The organism is Rothia mucilaginosa ATCC 25296 (genome assembly GCF_000175615.1).
GTDB lineage: Bacteria > Actinomycetota > Actinomycetes > Actinomycetales > Micrococcaceae > Rothia > Rothia mucilaginosa.
Window position 1 is genome coordinate 144197 of record NZ_ACVO01000017.1, and the last position, 19922, is coordinate 164118.

At 58.5% G+C, this 19922-nt stretch carries 16 protein-coding genes and 1 tRNA gene; 4 read left to right on the top strand and 13 right to left on the bottom strand.

The window, feature by feature from the left end:
- Nucleotides 1-160: 160 nt before the first annotated feature.
- Entirely contained in the window at nt 161-1168 is a 1008-nt protein-coding gene (gene glpX, locus ROTMU0001_RS07085; RefSeq protein ID WP_005508933.1) for a class II fructose-bisphosphatase, read from the bottom strand.
- Nucleotides 1169-1585: 417 nt separating this feature from the next.
- Between glpX and ROTMU0001_RS07090 the strand changes: the two genes are divergently transcribed.
- Both ROTMU0001_RS07090 and ROTMU0001_RS07095 read left to right on the top strand, forming a co-directional pair.
- The gene (locus ROTMU0001_RS07090; RefSeq protein WP_005508935.1) at nt 1586-2305 is read left to right on the top strand and encodes a carbonic anhydrase; all 720 of its coding nucleotides are present in this window, start codon (nt 1586-1588) and stop codon (nt 2303-2305) included.
- Nucleotides 2306-2529: 224 nt separating this feature from the next.
- Complete coding sequence (locus tag ROTMU0001_RS07095) at nt 2530-3936, top strand: class II fumarate hydratase (protein WP_005508937.1); 1407 nt, start codon at nt 2530-2532, stop codon at nt 3934-3936.
- A gap of 133 nt (nt 3937-4069) precedes the next feature.
- On the opposite strand, the gene ROTMU0001_RS07100 is transcribed toward ROTMU0001_RS07095, so the two are convergent.
- The 5 genes from ROTMU0001_RS07100 to mca form a co-directional block, all read right to left on the bottom strand.
- Nucleotides 4070-5287 (bottom strand): MFS transporter, encoded by a 1218-nt coding sequence (locus tag ROTMU0001_RS07100; RefSeq protein ID WP_044142972.1) that lies wholly within the window; start codon nt 5285-5287, stop codon nt 4070-4072.
- 471 nt (nt 5288-5758) lie between these two features.
- Entirely contained in the window at nt 5759-6265 is a 507-nt protein-coding gene (locus tag ROTMU0001_RS07105) for an NUDIX hydrolase (RefSeq protein ID WP_005508940.1), read from the bottom strand.
- Nucleotides 6266-6392: 127 nt separating this feature from the next.
- Complete coding sequence (locus tag ROTMU0001_RS07110; protein ID WP_005508942.1) at nt 6393-6920, bottom strand: prepilin peptidase; 528 nt, start codon at nt 6918-6920, stop codon at nt 6393-6395.
- Nucleotides 6921-7042: 122 nt separating this feature from the next.
- On the bottom strand, nt 7043-7852 hold the full coding sequence (gene uppS / locus ROTMU0001_RS07115) for a polyprenyl diphosphate synthase (protein ID WP_005508943.1): 810 nt from the start codon (nt 7850-7852) through the stop codon (nt 7043-7045).
- 280 nt (nt 7853-8132) lie between these two features.
- The gene (mca, locus tag ROTMU0001_RS07120) at nt 8133-9104 is read right to left on the bottom strand and encodes a mycothiol conjugate amidase Mca (RefSeq protein ID WP_005508944.1); all 972 of its coding nucleotides are present in this window, start codon (nt 9102-9104) and stop codon (nt 8133-8135) included.
- Nucleotides 9105-9523: 419 nt separating this feature from the next.
- Here mca and greA point away from each other — a divergent pair, with 419 nt between their 5' ends.
- Together greA and ROTMU0001_RS07130 are read left to right on the top strand one after the other, a co-directional pair.
- Complete coding sequence (gene greA, locus ROTMU0001_RS07125) at nt 9524-10021, top strand: transcription elongation factor GreA (protein WP_005508945.1); 498 nt, start codon at nt 9524-9526, stop codon at nt 10019-10021.
- 146 nt (nt 10022-10167) lie between these two features.
- On the top strand, nt 10168-10503 hold the full coding sequence (locus ROTMU0001_RS07130; RefSeq protein WP_005508946.1) for a hypothetical protein: 336 nt from the start codon (nt 10168-10170) through the stop codon (nt 10501-10503).
- A 104-nt stretch (nt 10504-10607) separates the two neighbouring features.
- On the opposite strand, the gene ilvA is transcribed toward ROTMU0001_RS07130, so the two are convergent.
- The 7 genes from ilvA to ROTMU0001_RS07165 form a co-directional block, all read right to left on the bottom strand.
- On the bottom strand, nt 10608-11861 hold the full coding sequence (gene ilvA, locus ROTMU0001_RS07135; RefSeq protein ID WP_005506856.1) for a threonine ammonia-lyase: 1254 nt from the start codon (nt 11859-11861) through the stop codon (nt 10608-10610).
- 210 nt (nt 11862-12071) lie between these two features.
- A complete protein-coding gene (locus tag ROTMU0001_RS07140; protein ID WP_005508948.1) occupies nt 12072-13298 on the bottom strand; it encodes an AI-2E family transporter in 1227 nt (408 codons plus the stop codon).
- A gap of 172 nt (nt 13299-13470) precedes the next feature.
- Nucleotides 13471-14487 carry a Bax inhibitor-1/YccA family protein gene (locus ROTMU0001_RS07145; protein WP_044143064.1) on the bottom strand — a complete coding sequence of 339 codons (1017 nt, stop codon included), beginning with the start codon at nt 14485-14487 and terminating at the stop codon, nt 13471-13473.
- Nucleotides 14488-14685: 198 nt separating this feature from the next.
- Nucleotides 14686-15570 carry a Cof-type HAD-IIB family hydrolase gene (locus ROTMU0001_RS07150; RefSeq protein ID WP_005508951.1) on the bottom strand — a complete coding sequence of 295 codons (885 nt, stop codon included), beginning with the start codon at nt 15568-15570 and terminating at the stop codon, nt 14686-14688.
- A 545-nt stretch (nt 15571-16115) separates the two neighbouring features.
- Nucleotides 16116-16189 (bottom strand) — tRNA-Leu (locus ROTMU0001_RS07155).
- Nucleotides 16190-16450: 261 nt separating this feature from the next.
- Nucleotides 16451-17836: an NAD(P)/FAD-dependent oxidoreductase gene (locus tag ROTMU0001_RS07160; protein WP_005508952.1), complete on the bottom strand. Its 1386-nt coding sequence runs from the start codon at nt 17834-17836 to the stop codon at nt 16451-16453.
- A 459-nt stretch (nt 17837-18295) separates the two neighbouring features.
- The gene (locus tag ROTMU0001_RS07165; protein ID WP_005508953.1) at nt 18296-19915 is read right to left on the bottom strand and encodes a S8 family peptidase; all 1620 of its coding nucleotides are present in this window, start codon (nt 19913-19915) and stop codon (nt 18296-18298) included.
- Nucleotides 19916-19922 lie beyond the last annotated feature (7 nt).

Consider the following 19922-nt stretch of genomic DNA (forward strand, 5'->3'; position numbering starts at 1 on the left):
CTAAAAGCTAAATATACGAGGGAGCCGCCCTCACCGAGTTCTTCGGTGGGGGGCGGCTCCCTGTGTATGTATGTGCAATGTTTGAGGAGTCTTAGCGCGGCTCCTCAGCCCTTGCGGGGGCGAAGATTACTGCTCTTCGAGGATTACTGCGCTTCGAAGATTACTGTTCTTCGGGGCTCTTGGTGTGCGAGAGGATCTCGCGCAGGCGGGAGAGGCGGTGCTCTGCCTCAACGGTACGCACGGTGCCCGAGGAGGAACGCATAACCAGAGACTGGGTGGTCACAACGTTCTTGCTGTAGCGCACGCCGCGCAGCAGCTTGCCGTCGGTGATACCGGTTGCGGCGAAGAAGCAGTTGTCGCTGGTGACCAGGTCGTTGGTGGTCAGCACGCGGTCGAGGTCGTGGCCGGCTTCCAGTGCCTTTTCGCGTTCTGCCTCGTCGGTCGGTGCCAGGCGGCCCTGGATGACGCCACCGGTTGCTTTGATAGCGCACGCTGCGACAACGCCTTCGGGGGTGCCGCCGGTGCCGAGCATGAGGTCCACGCCGGTGTTTTCGCGGCAGGCTGCGATAGCGCCTGCGACGTCACCGTCGAGGATGATGCGGGTACGGGCGCCTGCCTCGCGAATCTCCTGGATCAGCTTGGCGTGGCGGGGGCGGTCCAGCACGCATACGGTCAGCTCGCTGACCTTCTTGCCCTTAGCCTTAGCGACCAGGTGCAGGTTCTGCTTGACGGGCAGGCGCAGGTCCACGAACTCTGCGGCGTCGGGGCCGGTGACCAGCTTCTCCATGTAGAACACTGCGGAGGGGTCGAACATGGTGCCGCCGTCTGCCACAGCAATCACGGAGAGGGCGTTGTCCATGCCGAGTGCGGTCAGGCGGGTACCGTCGATGGGGTCAACCGCCACGTCGAGGGAGGGGCCGGAGCCGTCGCCGACGTTCTCGCCGTTGTACAGCATGGGAGCCTTGTCCTTCTCGCCTTCACCGATGACGACGGTGCCGTTGAAGTTGACGGTGGAGAGGCGGTAACGCATTGCGTCTACGGCTGCACCATCTGCGAGGTTCTTTTCGCCTGCGCCGACCCAGGGGCCTGCAGCAATTGCTGCAGCTTCAGTCGCGCGGACCAGTTCCATTGCGAGGTTGCGATCGCCGTGGTTGTTGTTCGTAGTCATAGACTCACCTTCGAGATTTCTGAATACACCGTCGGCTGGCTGGTTCTTTCCAGCACGAAGTCGCCGACGCAGTAGTGCTCCTTTCAGGATAGCGCGCGGGCGCTTCGTTTTTCTTGTTCTGAACGAGTTTGCGTGCGTGTTGACTTTAAGGTGAGCAGATGCGGCAAATTGGTGAGGGCTGCGTCTCTCTTCGGCGCTTCATACGCTCTGAGGCACTGATTTTGGGTGTTGTGAAGGCGTGCCAAACTAGCTATTTTTCGCATATTTAAGGCATATTTGAGGTAGGTTCTTTCTCCGGGAGGCTCCCGGCAAGGAGCTGAGCTTCAGCGCGAGCGCCTGAAGCCCCATATACCCGTTCGCAGATTCGCTGGCTCCGACGGCACGCGTTATCTGTATTTGTCCGCTAAGGAGCATCACATGGCTGGCATCCAACCGACTCCCGCAGAAGCATGGAAGCGTCTGAAGGACGGTAACCGCCGTTTTGTTGAGGGTAGCAATGAGCACCCCAACCAGGACACGATTCGCCGTACCGACCTGGCATCGGGTCAGTTCCCGTTCGCCTCGATTTTCGGTTGCGGTGACTCTCGCCTCGCGGCAGAGATTATTTTTGATCTGGGCCTGGGCGACGCGTTCGTGGTGCGTACCGCCGGCCACGTCCTGGAGAACGCTGCTCTCGGTTCGCTGGAGTACGCGGTCGATGAGTTTGAGACCCCCATTGTGATGGTTCTCGGTCACGACTCCTGCGGTGCTGTGACTGCGGCCAGCAAGTCCCTGGAGTCCGGTGAGATGCCGCACGGCTTCATCCGTAACCTGGTGCAGCACATCCTGCCTTCGGTGATGTCTCCGAAGCTGCCGGAGAACCCGGTCGTCAACGACATGGTGCGTGAGCACACCCGCCAGACCGCCATCCGCATTATTGAGCAGTCCCACATCATTTCGGATGCGGTGGTTGAGGGTAAGGTCGCCGTGATTGGTGTCTTCTACCATCTGAAGGAGGGTAAGGCGGAGCTGGTGTTCAGTTCGCAGGATCTGACCCTGCCGGAGGAGAAGAACGACGCGCAGAACCCGCCGACTCAGACGCTTCCGGTGGTCGTGAAGACTCCCCCGCGCGTTGTGGTTGCGGAGAACCTGGACTAGGTTTCCTCTTCTCCGCTCATTACGAGCCTTAGCGCGAGAACCCACATGCTCGCACTTAACAACAGATTTTTCTATGGGATACCCCCGCCACGGTAGCGTGTTCGCACATCTACCGGGGCGGGGGTTTTACACGCCTTCTCACGCCGCAAAATTTATGAGCGTTTTTCCTCTTTTGACACCTTTTCGAGGCGACGTAAGCCACTTTGAACGCCTATCCTAGAGATATGGCTGAAAACATTGAATACCGCATTGAACATGACACCATGGGCGAAGTTCGCGTTCCGGCTGATGCACTCTACCGTGCACAGACCCAGCGCGCAGTCGAGAACTTCCCGATTTCGGGTCAGACCCTCGAATCCGCCCATATTCGTGCGCTTGCCCTCGTGAAGAAGGCAGCCGCGACCGCCAATGAGGAACTCAAGGTGCTCGACGCTGAGCGCGCCCAGGCTATCCGCGACGCAGCGGATCTGGTAGCAACCGGTAAGTACGACGCCCACTTCCCCATTGACGTCTTCCAGACCGGTTCCGGTACCTCCTCGAACATGAACACGAACGAGGTTCTGGCAACTCTGGCAACCCGTTCCCTGGAGTCCAAGGGCATTGAGGTTCACCCCAATGACCACGTGAACGCTTCCCAGTCCTCCAACGACGTCTTCCCCACCTCCGTGCACGTTGCTGTGACCGAGGCTCTGGTGAAGGACCTGATTCCCGCTCTCGAGGTGCTCGCTGAGTCCCTGGAGCGCAAGTCTGCAGAGTTCAAGGACGTTGTGAAGTCCGGTCGTACCCACCTGATGGACGCAACCCCCATCACCCTGGGCCAGGAGTTCTCCGGCTACGCCGCAACCGTGCGTTACGGCATTGAGCGTGTGAACGCTTCCCTGCCCCGCGTGGCTGAGGTTCCCCTGGGCGGTACCGCTGTGGGTACCGGCATTAACACCCCGGACGGCTTCTCCGCTCGCGTGATTGAGCTGCTCGCTGAGGAGACCGGCCTGCCCCTGACCGAGGCTCGTAACCACTTCGAGGCTCAGGCTAACCGTGACGGCTTGATTGAGGTTTCCGGTCAGCTGCGCACCCTGGCGTACGGCCTGATGAAGATCAGCAACGACATCCGCTGGATGGGTTCGGGCCCGAACACCGGCCTCGGCGAGCTGCACATCCCCGATCTGCAGCCCGGCTCCTCGATTATGCCCGGTAAGGTCAACCCCGTGATTTGTGAGGCTACCATCATGGTTGCCGCTCAGGTTATCGGTAACGACGCAACCATTGCTCTGTCTTCCACTAACGGCGCGTTTGAGCTGAACGTGGGTATCCCGGTGATGGCTGCTAACCTGCTACAGTCGATCCGCCTGCTCGCTAATGTTTCCCGTGTTTCGGCTGAGAAGATGATTGACGGTCTGACCGCTAACGTTGACCGTTGCCGCTTCCTGGCTGAGGCTTCGCCGTCGACCGTGACCCCGCTGAACAAGCTGATTGGTTACGAGGCTGCTGCGAAGATCGCTAAGTACTCGGTGGCTCACAAGGTGACTGTCCGTGAGGCAGTTGTGGCTCTGGGTTATGTGGAGCGCGGCGAAGTGACTGAGGAGCAGCTGGATGCGGCTCTGGACGTCACCAAGATGCTGGGCAACTTCTAATCTCACCCCGCCTGAACCTCCTCTGAGGTTCGCGGCTTAACCATAGAGGGAGGGGCGACTCGCCATGACGGCGGGTCGCCCCTCCCTCTGTATGTGTTCTCTGCCCCGTCATTGAGTTGGTAGCGGGTTCTCACTATTGTTCAACAATATTGAACACTTTGAACTGTTTATAGTGGACCAGCGTGTAGATGAGGCAGAGTACAGCCGGGATACTGACGACAAGCGCAGCGTTGAAGGAGCCGAGATGGTCAAGCATCAGTGCTACCGCGCCCATGGAGTACAGCGTTCCTAATCCAAACACGGCACCGTCAAGGGAGCTGGCACGCCCCAGTAGCTCATTCGGTGTAATGCAGTCACGCAGATTGTTGGAGAAGATGAAAGCTGATGCCCATCCTACGTCCAGAATGAAGAGCAAGGCTCCGAGCACTACGGGGTTATTGCTGATGGTGACGAGCGGTATTCCGAGCAGGGATACGACATTGGCGACCAGCAGCATTCCTCGTGTGTTCTCGAAAGAGAGGAAACGATCGATGATGAGCGCCGCGACGATACCACCGATACCGCTGCAGGCCATAATCATGCCTACCACTGAGGCTTCAAAAGTGAGCTCCTCATACAGGCGGTAAATAATGATGAGTGAATACGATGCCGTAGCTGCCGCCAAGAAGAACGTGTAGACAAGGATAAGTCTCTGCGGGGCGCCGGAGAACATGTATTGGATACCGTCAAACATCCGGTGAATAAACCCATGTTGTGCGGTTTCGCGTTGCTCAGTTTTAGTTTCCATCTCTACGGATGGCAACGTTGCGTATGAAATAGTTGCCGCTCCGAAAAGGAGCACTGGGACGATAAGACCGACCGTTGCACCCGCAACAAGAACAATAAATCCTGCTGTAGGGGGCGCAATGATTGCGGATATTCCCTCGCAAATTTCACGACGTGCGTTGTACGAAAGAAGGTTTTCTCGTCCAAGAAGCTGCGGAATATATCCTGCTTCTGAGGCAGCAGCCAGTTCGGAGAAGACACCGCTCACAAATCCTAGTGCGGCGATGGCGAACCATGACAGCATATGCTGCTCAATCATCAACGCCAAGGTAAGGATGCTGAGGATGTTTACTGCCCCGGCAATCACAATCATAGGTTTTCGAGGCAGACTATCCGATAGGGTTGCTAGTGGATATGCCAAGGCGATATTGGGGATTTGCATGGCTACCGCCATTACGCCAGCCAGCCCAATTTCGCCTGTACTAGCGAGAATCGCAATGGGTAGGGCGAAGGAATATATTCCTGTACCTACCAGAGAGCCAATAAGGGCTACGTAGATCCTCCAGGGTATTTTATGTGTTGTCATGCTTTGCTCCTTCCAGGACGCATCAAAATAGCGCCCAAGAATTGCGATGAACACAATGAGCCTAGTTCACAGAAAAATGGCATGCCTTAAAGATTTATAGGCAGAGTAAAAGGAAAGCGACTACGCTCACCAGAACATCACGTGAACGAATCTTTCTCGGGTTACTGACTAATACGGGGCCGTCACTCCCAATGTAACCCGTGTCATATATAAAGCATCTCATGTACACCACTCATAGCTCGATACGCAGGCACAACTTAAGGTAAAAAAGACAAAAACAAAATAAAACCACGGCAACCTTTAGGCTTCCAGTCCCCCACTCCCACAGAAAAACAGGAAGAACCACCCAATAACATGTAACAAACTGTCATAAAAATGCTGGGAGGGGCGACTCGCCATGACGGCGGGTCACCCCTCCTTCTGTATCTACACGCCTCAATCAGCGGCTTTTACTCAGTCCCAGTAGCCGGCCTAGAGCTCTTCCGGCGGCACCGACTCCAAACCAAAACGGCAGTGACCGTCATAGTTCAGCGCCGCATCAATACGGTCCAGCATCCGCTCAGAAAGCAACGCACGCTCCACCGGGTCAGACACATCCACCCAACGCACCTGCGAAGACTCCTCATCATTCACCTTCGCCTCACCAGAAACCCAGCGGCACAAGAACGTATGATCCAAGAACTGGCAGCGGTCACCATTACCGAACTGCATCGGCGGGTCAGCCTTCACCTGCGCCAACTCCAGCACCTCAATCTGCACGTTCGCCTCCTCCTGCGCCTCACGCAGGCAGGTCAGTGCGGGACTCTCCCCCGGGTCCACAATGCCCGTAATCGGGGTCCACGCCCCGTTATCGCTACGGCGCACCAGCAGCACCTTAGAATCCTGCTCACGGTACACCACAGCCGTCGCACCGGACAGCCACAGGTAATCCGAACCAATCCGCTCACGTAGCTTACGGATATAGGGAGGAGTAGGCATAACATCAACCTTTCAAAAGCCCCGGCAGTTCCGCCGAGAAATAGGTGCTAGAGAGCAGAGCGAACAGTCGCGAGCCGCACACAGAACAAGCCCGCCACTTAGCCGGACGGTCACCCTACTTCGGAATCTACCACAGAGAATACGCCGGAGCCGCCAACGCCACCAGCGCACCCAGAAGCATAAACGGGCCGAACGCAATGCGGGTGCTACCGCGCGCCTTCGTGAACAGCACCAGAGCCAAAGACACCAGACCACCGGCAAGGAACGTCACCAGCGACGCCCAGCCCAGATTCGCCCAGGACAGGTACCCGAGCACGCCGCCCAGAATGCCGGCAAGCTTCACATCCCCGCGGCCCAGCGCCCCAAAAGACAGGATACGCAGAAGCAGGTAGCAGAACCACAGCACCAGACCGGCACCAATCACACGCCAAATATCGGCGGGGCGACCGGCAAAAAGCAAAGACACCGGCAGTGCCGTGTAGGTGGCAATAGCCAAAGGAATCAGGATGCGGTGCGGCAGGCGGTGCTCCCGCACGTCAATACGCCACAGCCGCAGGGCGCACCACAGGAAATACAGCAGGTAGCTGCCGAGCACCAGAGCGGCAATAACGGAGGCGCCTCCAGCGTTGTAGAGGCGGGAAAGCTCAGCGAGCATAGAACGTCCATTCTGTATTGCTGGAGGCTGTACTACCGGAGACTGCTAGCCAGGAACCAACTAGTCAGGAACCAGCCAGCCGGCCGAGAAACATGCACCGATGGCGCTAGGGCATCCAAGTCCTAGGAACCGAAACGGCGGGAACGGTTAGCGTAATCCCGCAGGGCACGCAGAAAATCAACGCGCGTGAAATCCGGCCACAGGGCGCGGCAGAAATAAAACTCAGAATACGCGCTCTGCCAGGTCATGAAACCGGACAGGCGCTGCTCACCCGAAGTGCGAATCAGCAGGTCCGGGTCGGGCATATCGGCGGTGTACAGGTGCGAAGAAATATCCTCCACGCTCAACTGTTCGGCAAGCGAGTCCAAGGATGCCCCCTCAGCGGCGGCCTCACGCAGAACCGATCGGACCGCGTCTACAATCTCCTGGCGGCCGCCGTAACCGACCGCAATGTTCACGCGAACGCCGGGCAGGTGCGCAGTCTGCTCAATCGCCCAGTCCAGGCGCTCGTGCAGCTGGCGAGGAATCAGATCAATATTGCCGATAGCGCGCACCGGACCGCAGGCGGACTCCACCAGACGCACCAGAAACGCATCAATCACAGCGACCAGACCGGTCAGCTCCTTCTCGGGGCGCTTCAGGTTCTCAGTGGAGAGCATGTACAGGCTCACCTGCGGAATCGACAGCTCAGTACACCAGGCCAGAAAATCAATAATTCGCTCCGCACCGGCGGCGTGGCCCTCACGGGTGCTTAAGCCGCGCTGAGCCGCCCAGCGGCGGTTACCGTCCACCAACACTCCAATATGTGCCGGCAGGGATTCGGGGCTCAGCGAGCGCGCCAGAGCCTGCTCATAGACGGTAGGCTCAGTGACAGTGCCGGGGTTGCTGGCGTGGCCGTGCACAGTAATCACGGGCAGGGCGTTGGCGCTCATAGCTCATACCTCATTCGGCTGTCGTGGCAGATAATTCAGCGGGCTCATAACGAAAGAGTCCAAGCTCTTATTCTACGCCGCCGCGCCGTACCTTCGCGGCAATCGGCATCACGGTTGGGCTGAGAATCGGCTCAAAATTTGTGGCATCTGATGGCGGCATTCAGGGTTGCGTACAGGGGCTGCACGCATCGCGCGCCTAAGAATGGATGATGCCCTTCACCTACAACTCATATCGTGGGTGAAGGGCATCATTGTAACGCGCGGGGCGATGCACCCCAGCCTAGATAACGTAGTAGTCGCTCAGGCCCTCGTCCAGGCTAGATTCGGGCAGCTGAACCTCAGTATGCGAGGCGGCCAGCGTGTAGTCCTCCCAGGGCCAAATGTCCTTCAGCTGTTCACTGGGAACGGCGAAGAACACGCCGTTCGGGTCCACCTGCGAGGCGTGCGCGCGCAAGGCCTGATCGCGCTGCTCAAAGTGATCGGTCACCAGGATGCGGGTCGTAGTCTCGTGGCGAGGCGCCTCACCCGAGGAGGCGCGGTGCGCGAGGTTCTCAATCCAGCCGCTCAGCAGGCTCTCACCGTGCGTATCGAGCAGATGCTCGTGCAGGGCTAGGGTGCGTTCGGGGTTGAATGCGCGGTCGTAATAGAGCTTCAGCGGGGTCCAGGGCTCGCCCTCACCCACGTACGCTTCGGGGTCGCCTGCCTTCTCGAATGCTTCCACGGCAACCTTGTGGGTCATGATGTGGTCGGGGTGCGGGTAGCCGCCGATTTCGTCATAGGTGATGATGATGTGCGGGCGGTACTCACGCACCAGACGCACGAGCGGCGCGGCGGCACGGTCCAGGGGCATGGTGCCAAAGCTACCGAAGGGAAGCGGCGGCATCGGGTCGCCTTCGGGCAGACCCGAGTCGAAGAAGCCAATCCAGCGGTGTTCAATACCCATAATCTCGCGGGCAGCCGCCATCTCAGCGCGGCGCAGACCCGGCAGGTCACGGTGCGCACGCGGGCTCTTATCAATCTCCTCATTCAGGATGTCACCGCGCTCGCCGCCGGTCATCGTCGCCACCATGAAGCGGGCGCCACGGGCAATATACGCCGAGGCGGTACCGGCGCCCTTGGAGGACTCGTCGTCCGGGTGGGCGTGCACCGCGAGGATGCGCAGACCGGTGTAGTCCTCCTCCAGCGGTTTGAGGGAGTCCATGGGAGGGTGAGTCGGCAGGTTTGCCTTCAGCTGTTCAATGGCTTCGCTCACGGTGGTCTCCTTTAGGTGATGCGCCAGGGGGTCGATGATGTGTCTGTGACTCGCGAATACGAGCGCTACACGGCAGAAATTTTACGGTTGTAGCTTCTCGTATGATACCCAAGGATAGCGCCGGTGCACTAGCGCAGATGACGCCGTGTGACGTCGTGAAACGTGCCGTCATATCAGCAGATTCACGGGCATGAAACAGGCTGATGCTGGCGGAGTGTTCAGCTACCGGCGTGCGTACCGACGAAGATGCGTTCAGAGGGGAAGATACGACCGGCATAACAGCCGAAAATCCTCCGGTGCTCTAGAATAGGTCTGTTGATTCATTCCGTTACCGGCACCGCCGCGCATTGAACGCGGCACGCGGTAGCGGGTTTATTCGTTTCGCACCGGCAGAGCCGGCGCATAAGCAAAGGACACGCATGGCTGAAAACACCGGTGCATGGCTCACTCAGGACGCCTTCGACCGCCTCACTCAGGAGCTGGAGCACCTCTCCGGCCCGTACCGCCAGGAAATCGTTGACCGCATCGCGCAGGCACGCGATGAGGGCGACCTCCGCGAGAACGGCGGCTACCACGCGGCACGCGACGAGCAGGCTAAGAACGAGGCGCGCATCAAGCAGCTCAAGCACCTGCTCGAAACCGCACAGATTGGTGAGGCGCCCGTTGATGACGGCGTGGTAAGCCACGGCATGGTCATCGAGGCTGAGGTTGCAGGCCGCACCCTGAAGTTCCTGCTCGGCTCCCGCGAAATTGAGGACACCCTCCCTGCCGGCACCGACCTGAAGGTCTTCTCCGAGAAGTCCCCGCTGGGCGCAGCAATTATGGGCGCTAAGCAGGGTGACGAGGTCACCTACCAGGCACCCAACGGCAACGATCTGGTGGCTAAGATCATTTCAGTCACCCCGTTCCAGGGCTAAGCTCTGGGCGCAAAAGGTTTCAGGTGAAAACTCGGGCTACTCGTATAGTCCGGGTTTTTATGTAACCGTTATAGCCCACCTTCAAGTGCCCGCTCCCCTGGCCGTTTCGGGCGTATCCCTTGCAATATCCCCTCCTAAGGAAAACTATGGAACCTGTAGCTTTTGACGATATTCCCCTCGAGATTTTTCTGGAGGATATTATGGACCTCACCCGGCTGTTTCCGGAGGATTTTCCTGCGGAATTCGCTAAAATGGCCGCACGTATCGGGGTGGAGAAACAGCACCTGTTCATTACAGACTTCATCGAAGACACCCGGGAACATGTGGTAGAGCACTATCTGGGGTATGTCTTTGATGCGCTCAACCGCAGAATGTACCAGTACGAGATTCGGGGCGGGAACAAGCTCTATCTTAAGGAAGTCCCGGTGGAGGACCTCACTGTACGCGATACGTACAGTGTGAAGGTTCTTGACCTGCTCTAGTACGGCGGCACCCGGGCAGGATGCAAGCCCCGCCCCGTTGCAGCACCGACAGGGTCACAACGGTACCGGTTGGTATAGTGCGGGGGCTGCCCACGTTCTGGTCTTTAGTAGACGATGATGGGCTTAAAACCCTCATCCTCCAGGGCAGAAATAACCTGGCGGCAATGCTCCACGCCCTTGGTCTCCATGTCGATCGTAATCGACACGTCACCCATGGAGAGCGAGCCACCCACGCGGGTGTGGTCCACGCCGGTCACGTTCGCGTCGTTCTCAGAGATGATGCGGGAGATGGTCGCCAGCTCACCCGGGCGGTCAGAAAGCATCATCTTCACGGTCATGTAGCGGCCAGCCGCAGACAGACCGCGCTGAATCACCTTCAGCATCAGCATCGGGTCAATATTACCGCCGGAGAGCACACACACGACCGTACCCAGGTCGCCGTACTCTTCCTTCAGCTTGCCGTTCATCAGCGCCGCCACGGGCACCGAACCGGCAGGCTCCACCACAAGCTTGTTACGTTCCATCAGGAAGATCAGGGCGCGAGCAATATCGTCTTCGCTCACGGTCGCCACGTCATCCACCAGCTCCTTGATGATGGAGAAAGGCATCTGGCCGGGGCGGCCCACCGCAATACCGTCAGCGATGGTGGAAACCTTCTTCAACGGCACCAGAGCATCCGCTGCCAGCGACAGCGGGTACGCCGCCGCGTGCTCCGCCTGAACACCAATAATCTTGATCTTCTTGCCGAGCTTCTGCTCCTTCGCACGGATAGCAGCGGACAGGCCAGCCAGCAGACCGCCGCCGCCAACACCCACAATCACGGTGTCAACGTCCGGAACCTGCTCCAGGATTTCCAGACCAATCGTGCCCTGACCGGCAATAATGTCTTCATTGTCGAAGGGGTGCACGAACACCGCGCCGGTCTCTTCGGCATAGCGCTTCGCCTCCGCCAGAGCCTCATCCACGGTCACACCGTGCAACTCAACCTCAGCACCGTGATCACGGGTCGCGGTAATCTTCGGCAGCGCCGCACCCAGCGGCATGTAAATACGGGCCTTAATGCCCAGACGGTCAGCCGCCAGAGCCACGCCCTGAGCGTGGTTACCCGCGCTCGCCGCCACGACGCCGCGCTTCTTCTCCTCCTCGGAGAGCTTCGCCATGCGCACGTACGCACCGCGCACTTTGAAGGAACCGGCACGCTGCAGGTTCTCACACTTGAAGAAAACCTCTGAACCGAGGCGCTGGCTTAGCGCACGCGAATGAGCGACGGGGGTGCGTTCAATAACGCCTTCGAGCAGCTCTGCAGCACGTTCAATGTCGGTGAGGGTCACGGGCAGGGAGTCGAGATCTACGCTCACGAGGTTTCCATTCTGAAGGTACGTATTCTGGCGGCACCTAACCCCACACGCTGAAAGGCGCGCGGTGGCACAGTGCACACTCCATTTTAGAGGATGCACCGGCATAAAGCAGGGGCCATCCCCGCACTCTCAGCAGATAGTGCAAGAACGGCCCCCGATCTAGGTTATGTGCGAGTGTCTAGCCCACGGTTAATCACAATGAACTGAGTTCTAAGCCTTCTCAGATTCCTTAGATTCTTCAGAGCTTTCGGAAGTCTTAGCTTCCTTCGCCTTTTCAGACTCTTCAGCCTTCTTACGGCGTTCCAGCTCATGCGGGAAGAGGAACTCCTCCTCACGAGGCGCCTCCTTCTCCCAGTCACGATTCGCCAGATAACGCACCACCGCGTTGACCACAGCCAGAGTCGGCACGGCGAACAGAGCACCCACCGCACCAAAAATCATGGAGCCACCAGCCACCGAGAAAATAACCGCCAGCGGGTGCAGGGAGACAGCCTTACCCATAATGAGCGGCTGCAGAATGTGGGATTCGAGCTGCTGAACCAGCAGAACAATACCGAGCATAATCAGCGCCTGTACCGGGCCCAGAGCAACCAGCGCCAGCAGCACAGCCACAGCACCGGAAATGAGGGCACCAATCACCGGAACGAAGGAACCGAGGAAGACCAACACACCCAGCGGGATAGCCAGCGGAACACCCAGAATTGCGGCACCAACACCGATGCCGATAGCGTCAATAGCCGCCACCAGAATCTGAACGCGCACGTACGCACCCAGGGACTTCCAGCCCGCGCGACCCGCACCGTTGACCGCGGCACGCGCGTCCTTCGGGAAGAGGCGGGTGACGAACAGCCAGATACGCTCACCCTCCATCAGGAAGAAAACCAGGGTAAACAGGGTCAGCAGGGTACCGGTCGCAACCTCAGCCGCAGTCGAACCCACCTGAGACACACCGTGCAGCACGGAGCTGGGGTTATTAGTTACAGCGCTCTCCATCTGATCCAACAGCTGGTTCATCTGGTCGGCGCCGAACTCGTAGCCGAGGTTCTTCAGCCAACCAATCAGCTGCTGGTAGCCCTGCACCGCCTTATCCGCCATGGACACAAAACCGCGCAGAATCTGCTGACCGGTCAGCGAAATAATACCGGCGAGCACCAGGATCATACCGATTTCGGCAATAGCCGCCGCGCCACCTGCACGAACACCCTTCTTACGCAGAAGCATCACGGCGGGGCTCAGCAGAGCCGCCAGAAGCAAAGCCACCAGAAGAGAAATAACCAGCAGGGAGACGTGCCCCAGCCCCTTCCAAAGGATCCACCCGGCACCGGCAATCATAATGATGCGCCACGCCCAAGCACCGGCAACTTCCATGGCAAAAGGAACCCGGTAGCCGCGCTCCTCCTCGGCTACATGCTCTTCTGCAACAGGTGTAATTTTCACGGTGTCTCCAAATCGTTATCGGTGTCGCACTCGTGCGGGACAGCTTCGACTGTCCCAGCGGAGGCGGTGTGTGGTGTTGTTATTGTGTGCTCTCCCCCGTGCCTCAATACAGCAGGGAAGTAAAGCGGCAAAGGCGGCGGCACCATCACGGTACCGCCGCCTCAAGTGAGCTTTAGTCGTTGCTAAAGATGCTTGCCAGGTACATGAGAACACGCAGGATCTCAACGTACAGCCAGACCAGAGAAGCGGTCAGGCCGAAAGCAAGGCGCCAAGACTCACGCTCGGGCAGGCCAGCCTCCACAGCCTCGGAGGTGGTAGTGAAGTCCAGCAGCAGCGAGTAGGTTGCCAGCGCAACAGCGAACAGGCCAACCACCAGGCCCAGCGGGATACCACCGATGGAGAAGCTGTTCAGCGAGGAACCGAAGATACCCGCACCCAGGATCGAGATGAGGCCGTACGCCATGTAACCAATAGCGCCAATCATGAAGATCTTGTTGAGCTTAGGAGTTGCGCGCAGCTTGCCGTTCGCGAACAGAGCCAGGGTGGTACCTGCCACCACGAGGGTTGCCAGAACAGCCTGAATTGCCACGCCGGGGTAGCGCATGTCCACAACAGCGGACAGGCCACCGAGCAGCAGACCTTCCATGAGCGCGTAGGTCATGACCAGAATCGGGGAAACCTTCTTCTTGAAGGAGTTCACCAGACCCAGGACCAGACCGCCAACCAGGCCCAGGAGCATCAGCACCGGTGCATTCCATGCAACGGCGGCACCGACAGCGACCAGGCCCAGGTTGATGCCGGTCTTAACCATGACATCGTTCATGGTCAGGCGCTCACCGGCGGGGATGGGCTCCGAGTAGGTGGGGGCCGCTACGCCGTAGTCAGCCTCACCGTACGGCTGGCCGTACTGTGCCTGCTGACCGTACTGGGGCTGGCCATACTGCTGGCCGTACTGTGCCTGCTGACCATACTGGGGCTGGCCGTAGGTGTTCTGACCGTAGCCCTGCTGGTCATACTGCTGCTGACCGTACTGACCGTACGACTGCTGACCGTACTGGCCATAGGTCTGCTGCTGACCGTACTGTGCCTGCTGGTTGGCCTGCTGAGGCTGTGCACCAAAACGACCGAAACGAGAGTCGCCCTGCGTGACGTTCTTCGTCATTGAATTCAGAAGCGGGTTTCCCGCCATCATGCTCTCCTTAAAACGGGTACAAAACTAATTCTGTTAATTCTATCGGATACATTCTGCGCTCACGGGCGCTGTTCGTTACCAGCAAGGGCTTCTAGCGACCTTGCCAGAATATTTCAGGGCGGTGTTTACCTAAGGTTCACCCAGGCCCACACCGTCCCGCACGCAAACGCTTCTGCGCACCTCTTTGTGAAGCCTCTAGTGCGAAGCTTCCAAACGATCCAGGAGTTGCTCCAGATACGCCAGAACTGCCTGTTCCTCATTCGAGCCAATCACCTCATCAGCAGCATTTCGCACAACCTCCGGGGCGTTAGACATGGCAACACCCCAGCCCGCGTAGCGGAGCATCTCCATGTCGTTCTCGCCGTCGCCGAAGGCAAGAATGCCCGCCGGATCAGCATCCAGACGCTCGCACAGGTCTTTCAGACCGGTCGCCTTGTTGACACCGGTACGCACCAGATCAATGGCACCGAAGCCGCTAACCATCGGAGTGACGGTCTGCGGAAGAGCCTCACGCAGGTAAACGCTCAACTGCTGCGTCTGCTTAGGCGGAGTCAGCAGGGGGAACTTAATTGGTGCACCCTTAAAATCCCCAATAGAGTCAACCATGACCGAGCCGGGGAAGAAGAACGCCGCAAAGTCCTCCAACGTGAGGGTTTCGGGAAGCTCCTGACCGGTGTCTTCAAAATAGCCGCGAATCATGTGCACAATCTGGTCGCAACGGTCCTTGGGCAGGTAGATGCCTTCGGTGGTGCAAACCAGCAGACCGATCCGGTCCAATCCCTGCACTACCTCAATAATGCGCGGCACATCTTCGTCCAGAAAGGGATGCACGGCAAGCTGACCGTTCTCATCAGCAAGATATGCACCGTTTTCAGCGATATAGATAAGACCTCGTCCTTCAAAACCGCGCATATAGTCCTGCAGCTTGGCGTAGGTGTTTCCGCTCGCCACAACGAAATGGATGCCCTGCGCCTGCAGGCGGGATAGGATGCGCGAGAAACGTTCGGTGTCGAAAGTTTTGGAGTCGGTGAGGAAGGTGCCATCCATATCGACGGCAATGATGGAGGGCTTAGTCTGCATGTTGCGCCTTTCTGACTCTACTACCCCATTCAGGCAGGGGCGTGTCTGTGGCTGTGTCTCTATATAGGGTCTCATGTTTTTGGGCTCCAGAAGACGGTATGCGGGTGTTTTTTGAGCATGGAGCACCGTCACAAAACGTCATCTAAAACCCCTATTTTTAGGGTACAGGTCACTTTTTAGCCCCATTTTCACTACTTTTTGCACCCTTTTTCCTCTACAAACTGAATTTACTTGAAGCGTAAAACTTTACCTGTCAGGCTTGAAGGCAGGCAATCACCGATAGGTTCACCCAGACTTCACCGCCGACCGTCCTAATTCCGGCAAAGGACGACCGCATCTACCCGCAGTGAAGAGAGTGCACAGGATGCTATAGCCCGCACCACCACTCCGCGATGCCCCCGATAGTATGGGTCGGGGGCATCGCCTTTTTAACTCAAAACACCACATCCCAGACATATAAACCCTCAGACACGCAAACGGCGGCCCCTCCCCCACGGGAAGAGCCGCCGCCTATCTATACCGCACGTCTATGCGTGTCTATGCCGTGCCCCCACTGGGACTCGAACCCAGAACACAAGGATTTTAAGTCCTCTGTCTCTGCCAATTGGACTATGAGGGCGCACCCCGCATACGTCGGGGCACAAATATTTATTATTCCACGAAAAGGCACCCGAACCTAAGCAGAAACACATTTCAAACGGTTCCCCGCACCCCGCCGTAGCAAGCCACACGCAAAAGCACTGGTGAGCGGCTAAGCCAAACAGCTCGCAAGCACCCAGGCACACAATGGGCGGTGCGGAAGACTAAAGTCTTCCACACCGCCCATTGCTTTATCTCAAGTGCGTTATCTCAAGGAGATACACCCCTAAGCCAAGCTATTTTAGAGCTTTGCCTTCTGGCGTGCCGGTGCAGTACCGGTTGCTTCCTGGAATGCCAGGCGCGGGGAGCGCTGGTGGCGAATCGAGGAGGTGTCGCGACCGAAGATCTGGTTCAGAGCCCAAGTGGTCATAACGCGAACGGTACGCTCGGTGGTGGGGATTGCAGAGCCGTGGTAGCCGCGGTGCATGATCCATGCCAGCGGGCCGCCAATGGTCTTGCCCTTGAAGTTTGCAACGCCCTTCCACAGGCCCAGACCTGCCACAACACCGATGGTCTCGTGGTAGTAGTCGGTCAGGGGCTCGCCGCGGCGAGCAGCCAGCAGGTTCTTAGCCAGAACAACAGCCTGGCGGGAAGCGTGCTGAGCGTTGGGAACGCAGAAGCCGCCCACGCCGCCGCCGGAGAGGTCCGGAACAGCTGCGTTGTCGCCTGCAGCCCATGCGCCCTCGACCACGCCGTCGTCGCCGGTGACGCGCAGGTCTGCGCTCACGCGAACGCGGCCACGCTCGTCGATCGGGAAGTCGGTGTTCTTCAGCATCGGGGATGCTGCCACACCTGCGGTCCAAATCAGGGTGTCGGTCTTGATCTCGCCTGCGGGGGACTTGTCAGCCATGTTGATCAGCTGCAGGTTGCCGTCGGTTGCGTCGGAGAGGGAGGTGTTCAGCAGGATCTCGATGCCGCGTGCACGCAGCTCTGCAACAACCTTCTCTGCACGGTCTGCGGGGACCTCGGGCATGATGCGCGGTGCAGCCTCGACCATGACGAAGTGCAGGTCGGAAACGGAGAGACGCTCGTTGCGCTCCACAGCAACGCGTGCCATGTCCTCGAGCTCGGAGATGGTCTCAACGCCAGCGAAGCCACCACCAACGATGACGAAGGTCAGGGCGCGGCGGCGTGCCTCAGCGTCGGACAGCATGGATGCAACCTCGATGCGGTCCAGAACCCAGTTACGAACGGAGACTGCCTCTTCAATGGTCTTCAGACCGATAGCAACCTCTGCCAGACCCGGAATCGGGAATGCACGGGTCACTGCGCCTGCACCGAGTACGATCTCGTCGTACTTCAGCTCGAAGGGCTCACCGTTGTCGGTGGGCTCAACAACAGCAGTGCGGTTTGCGTGGTCGATGGAGACAACGCGGCCGGGAATCAGCTCGGTGTCGCGCAGGTGCTGACGCAGCGGCACGGTTGCGTTACGGCCTTCCATGGAACCTGCCGCAACCTCGGGGAGGAAGGGCTGGTAAGTCATGTAGGGGTTCGGCTCAACGATGGTGACGACGCCACCGGTCTCCTTGATAGCCTTCTGGATCTTCTTAGCAACGGTGAAGCCGACGTAGCCGCCACCGACGATCAGGACGCGAGGACGGTCCTGTGCCACCTTAGTGAATGCCATTTTGTTACTTCCTAGTCTTTAGGTACCGAGGTTCGGTAGCCCCGGTAGGTTGGTATGTGCAACTTTCGGGTCGTTCCGAAAGCTCCCCTGACGAACAAAGCGGCCCGCTCTGGAAGTCCTTGCGCAACGCGAAGTGGCTAGCAGCACGAGCCTGTCTATCACATACCTGTTGTCTTTTATTTTACGCCTTTGTTTAGGTAATTTCGCACCTATGGTCCCTTTGAGCTGAGCCTAAGTTAAAAGTTTTGAAGATATGAACAGAGTTCATCTCGTGATGCGGGTTACGGTCAAAATTACCCTTTCCGTTTTTTGCGCGGCATGTTCGATATTTTCGTTTATCCATATAATCCGCCGCCCAAAACACGACCCCCAACAGCAAAGCCCGGGACCAACTCAAAAGTCAGCCCCGGGCGAACAGAAGAAGCTCCCGCACAGGAGAAAAACACAGGCAAACACCGCTTAGCGAGAAGCTCTACGAGACCTCTTCTGCACACGACCAGAACCTCGATGGGAACCCGGATGATGCGCCATCTCACGAGCCATCCGCGCAGCCTGCCCCGCGCTCACATGCATCCTATGCAAACGATGCACCGAACCAGCCGTAATAATCGTCAGCCACAACGTCAGCGCCGCCAAAATCACCGGCGGCAACCAGCCACGATCCTCTGGAGGACGACGCGCATCCGGCGCAGCCGCCTTCACAATGCTCTCGCCCTCCTCATGGACCGGCGCAGCATCACTCGGAGTCGGATCGCTCACCTGCTGTTTACGGTGCACCGCAATCCACTCAGAAATAGAACCCAACGGATTCGCCGTCACCGTAGGCGCCGCCAAAGCCATCGCATCCTGCGGATTGAAAATACCGTAACCATACAAAGGGTCACGGCCCGTCACACCAGCATCATCAGCCGAAGCAATCAAACGCTGAACCAGCTGAGCCGCCGACTCCTTCGGATACTTCTGCTTCAACAACGCCGCAACCCCCGTCACCAACGGAGCAGCAGCCGAAGACCCCGACCAAATCATGTACCCATTACCCGGAGCAGCCGCAATCATATCCGTACTCGGAGCAACCACAGCAATCGAAATACCCTGAGTCGACGAGCCCTCAGAAACCTGCTTATTCCGGTCAATACCGCCCACCGTCAACACGCCAGGAATCGTCGCCGGAGCACCAACCTGCGTCAAGCCGCTACCGCGGTTACCCGCAGCCGCAACAATCAGCACGCCCTTCTGCTCCGCATATGCAAACGCCTCATCCCAGCTCTGCGGCCAGCTCGTCTTATTCGAGCCAATCGACATGTTAATAATCTGAGCCCCGTGGTCGACTGCATAACGCACCGCCGCCGGGATCTGCTCATCAATACTCTTACCACCGGTCGTACCCATATTCAGCGAAATCGGCAGAATCTTCGCCTCGGGAGCCACACCAATCACACCGGTCGGCTTACCCGGCTGACCCGCAATCACAGAATAGCCCTGCGTATCGTGACCGTGACCGGCAATCAGAGAAGCGACCTCCGTGCCGTGCATCGGCTCAGCACCCAGGCCCTTCCAGCCGTCCTCGCTGCCCACACCCGAGGCGTCATAACCACGCAGAACATTACCCTCAAGATCCGGGTGAGTACCATCCACGCCCGTATCAATCACAGCAACCGTCACGCCCTTACCCGTAGCCTGCGGCCACAAGGATGTAATACCGTACTCGTTCAGCCAATACTCACGCTGGCGAACATCATCACCATTCGTGGTCGACGTGCCCTTATTTGGAGTTGCAGAAGTCTTCGGCACCGCAGTAGCCGACGGCGAAGGAGTCGCCGTCACTTCCCGCTTCGGGCTCGGGGAAGCAGAAGGGGTCGGGTCCGTCGCCCAAGCAGCAGGCGCCATCGGAGTCCACAACGGCAGAAGAGTCAACGCGGCGCTAGCACCCAAAGCTGCACCTTTACGGATGCGGCGAGTAGCGCCTCGGTCAGAACCAACCGAGGCGCGCACACCAAATACACCAGACGCACAGGCGAAAGACGACGCAAAAGACCAGCCGGTCAGGGGCATACCTCGCCGACGCTCAGAATGGAACATTAAAACT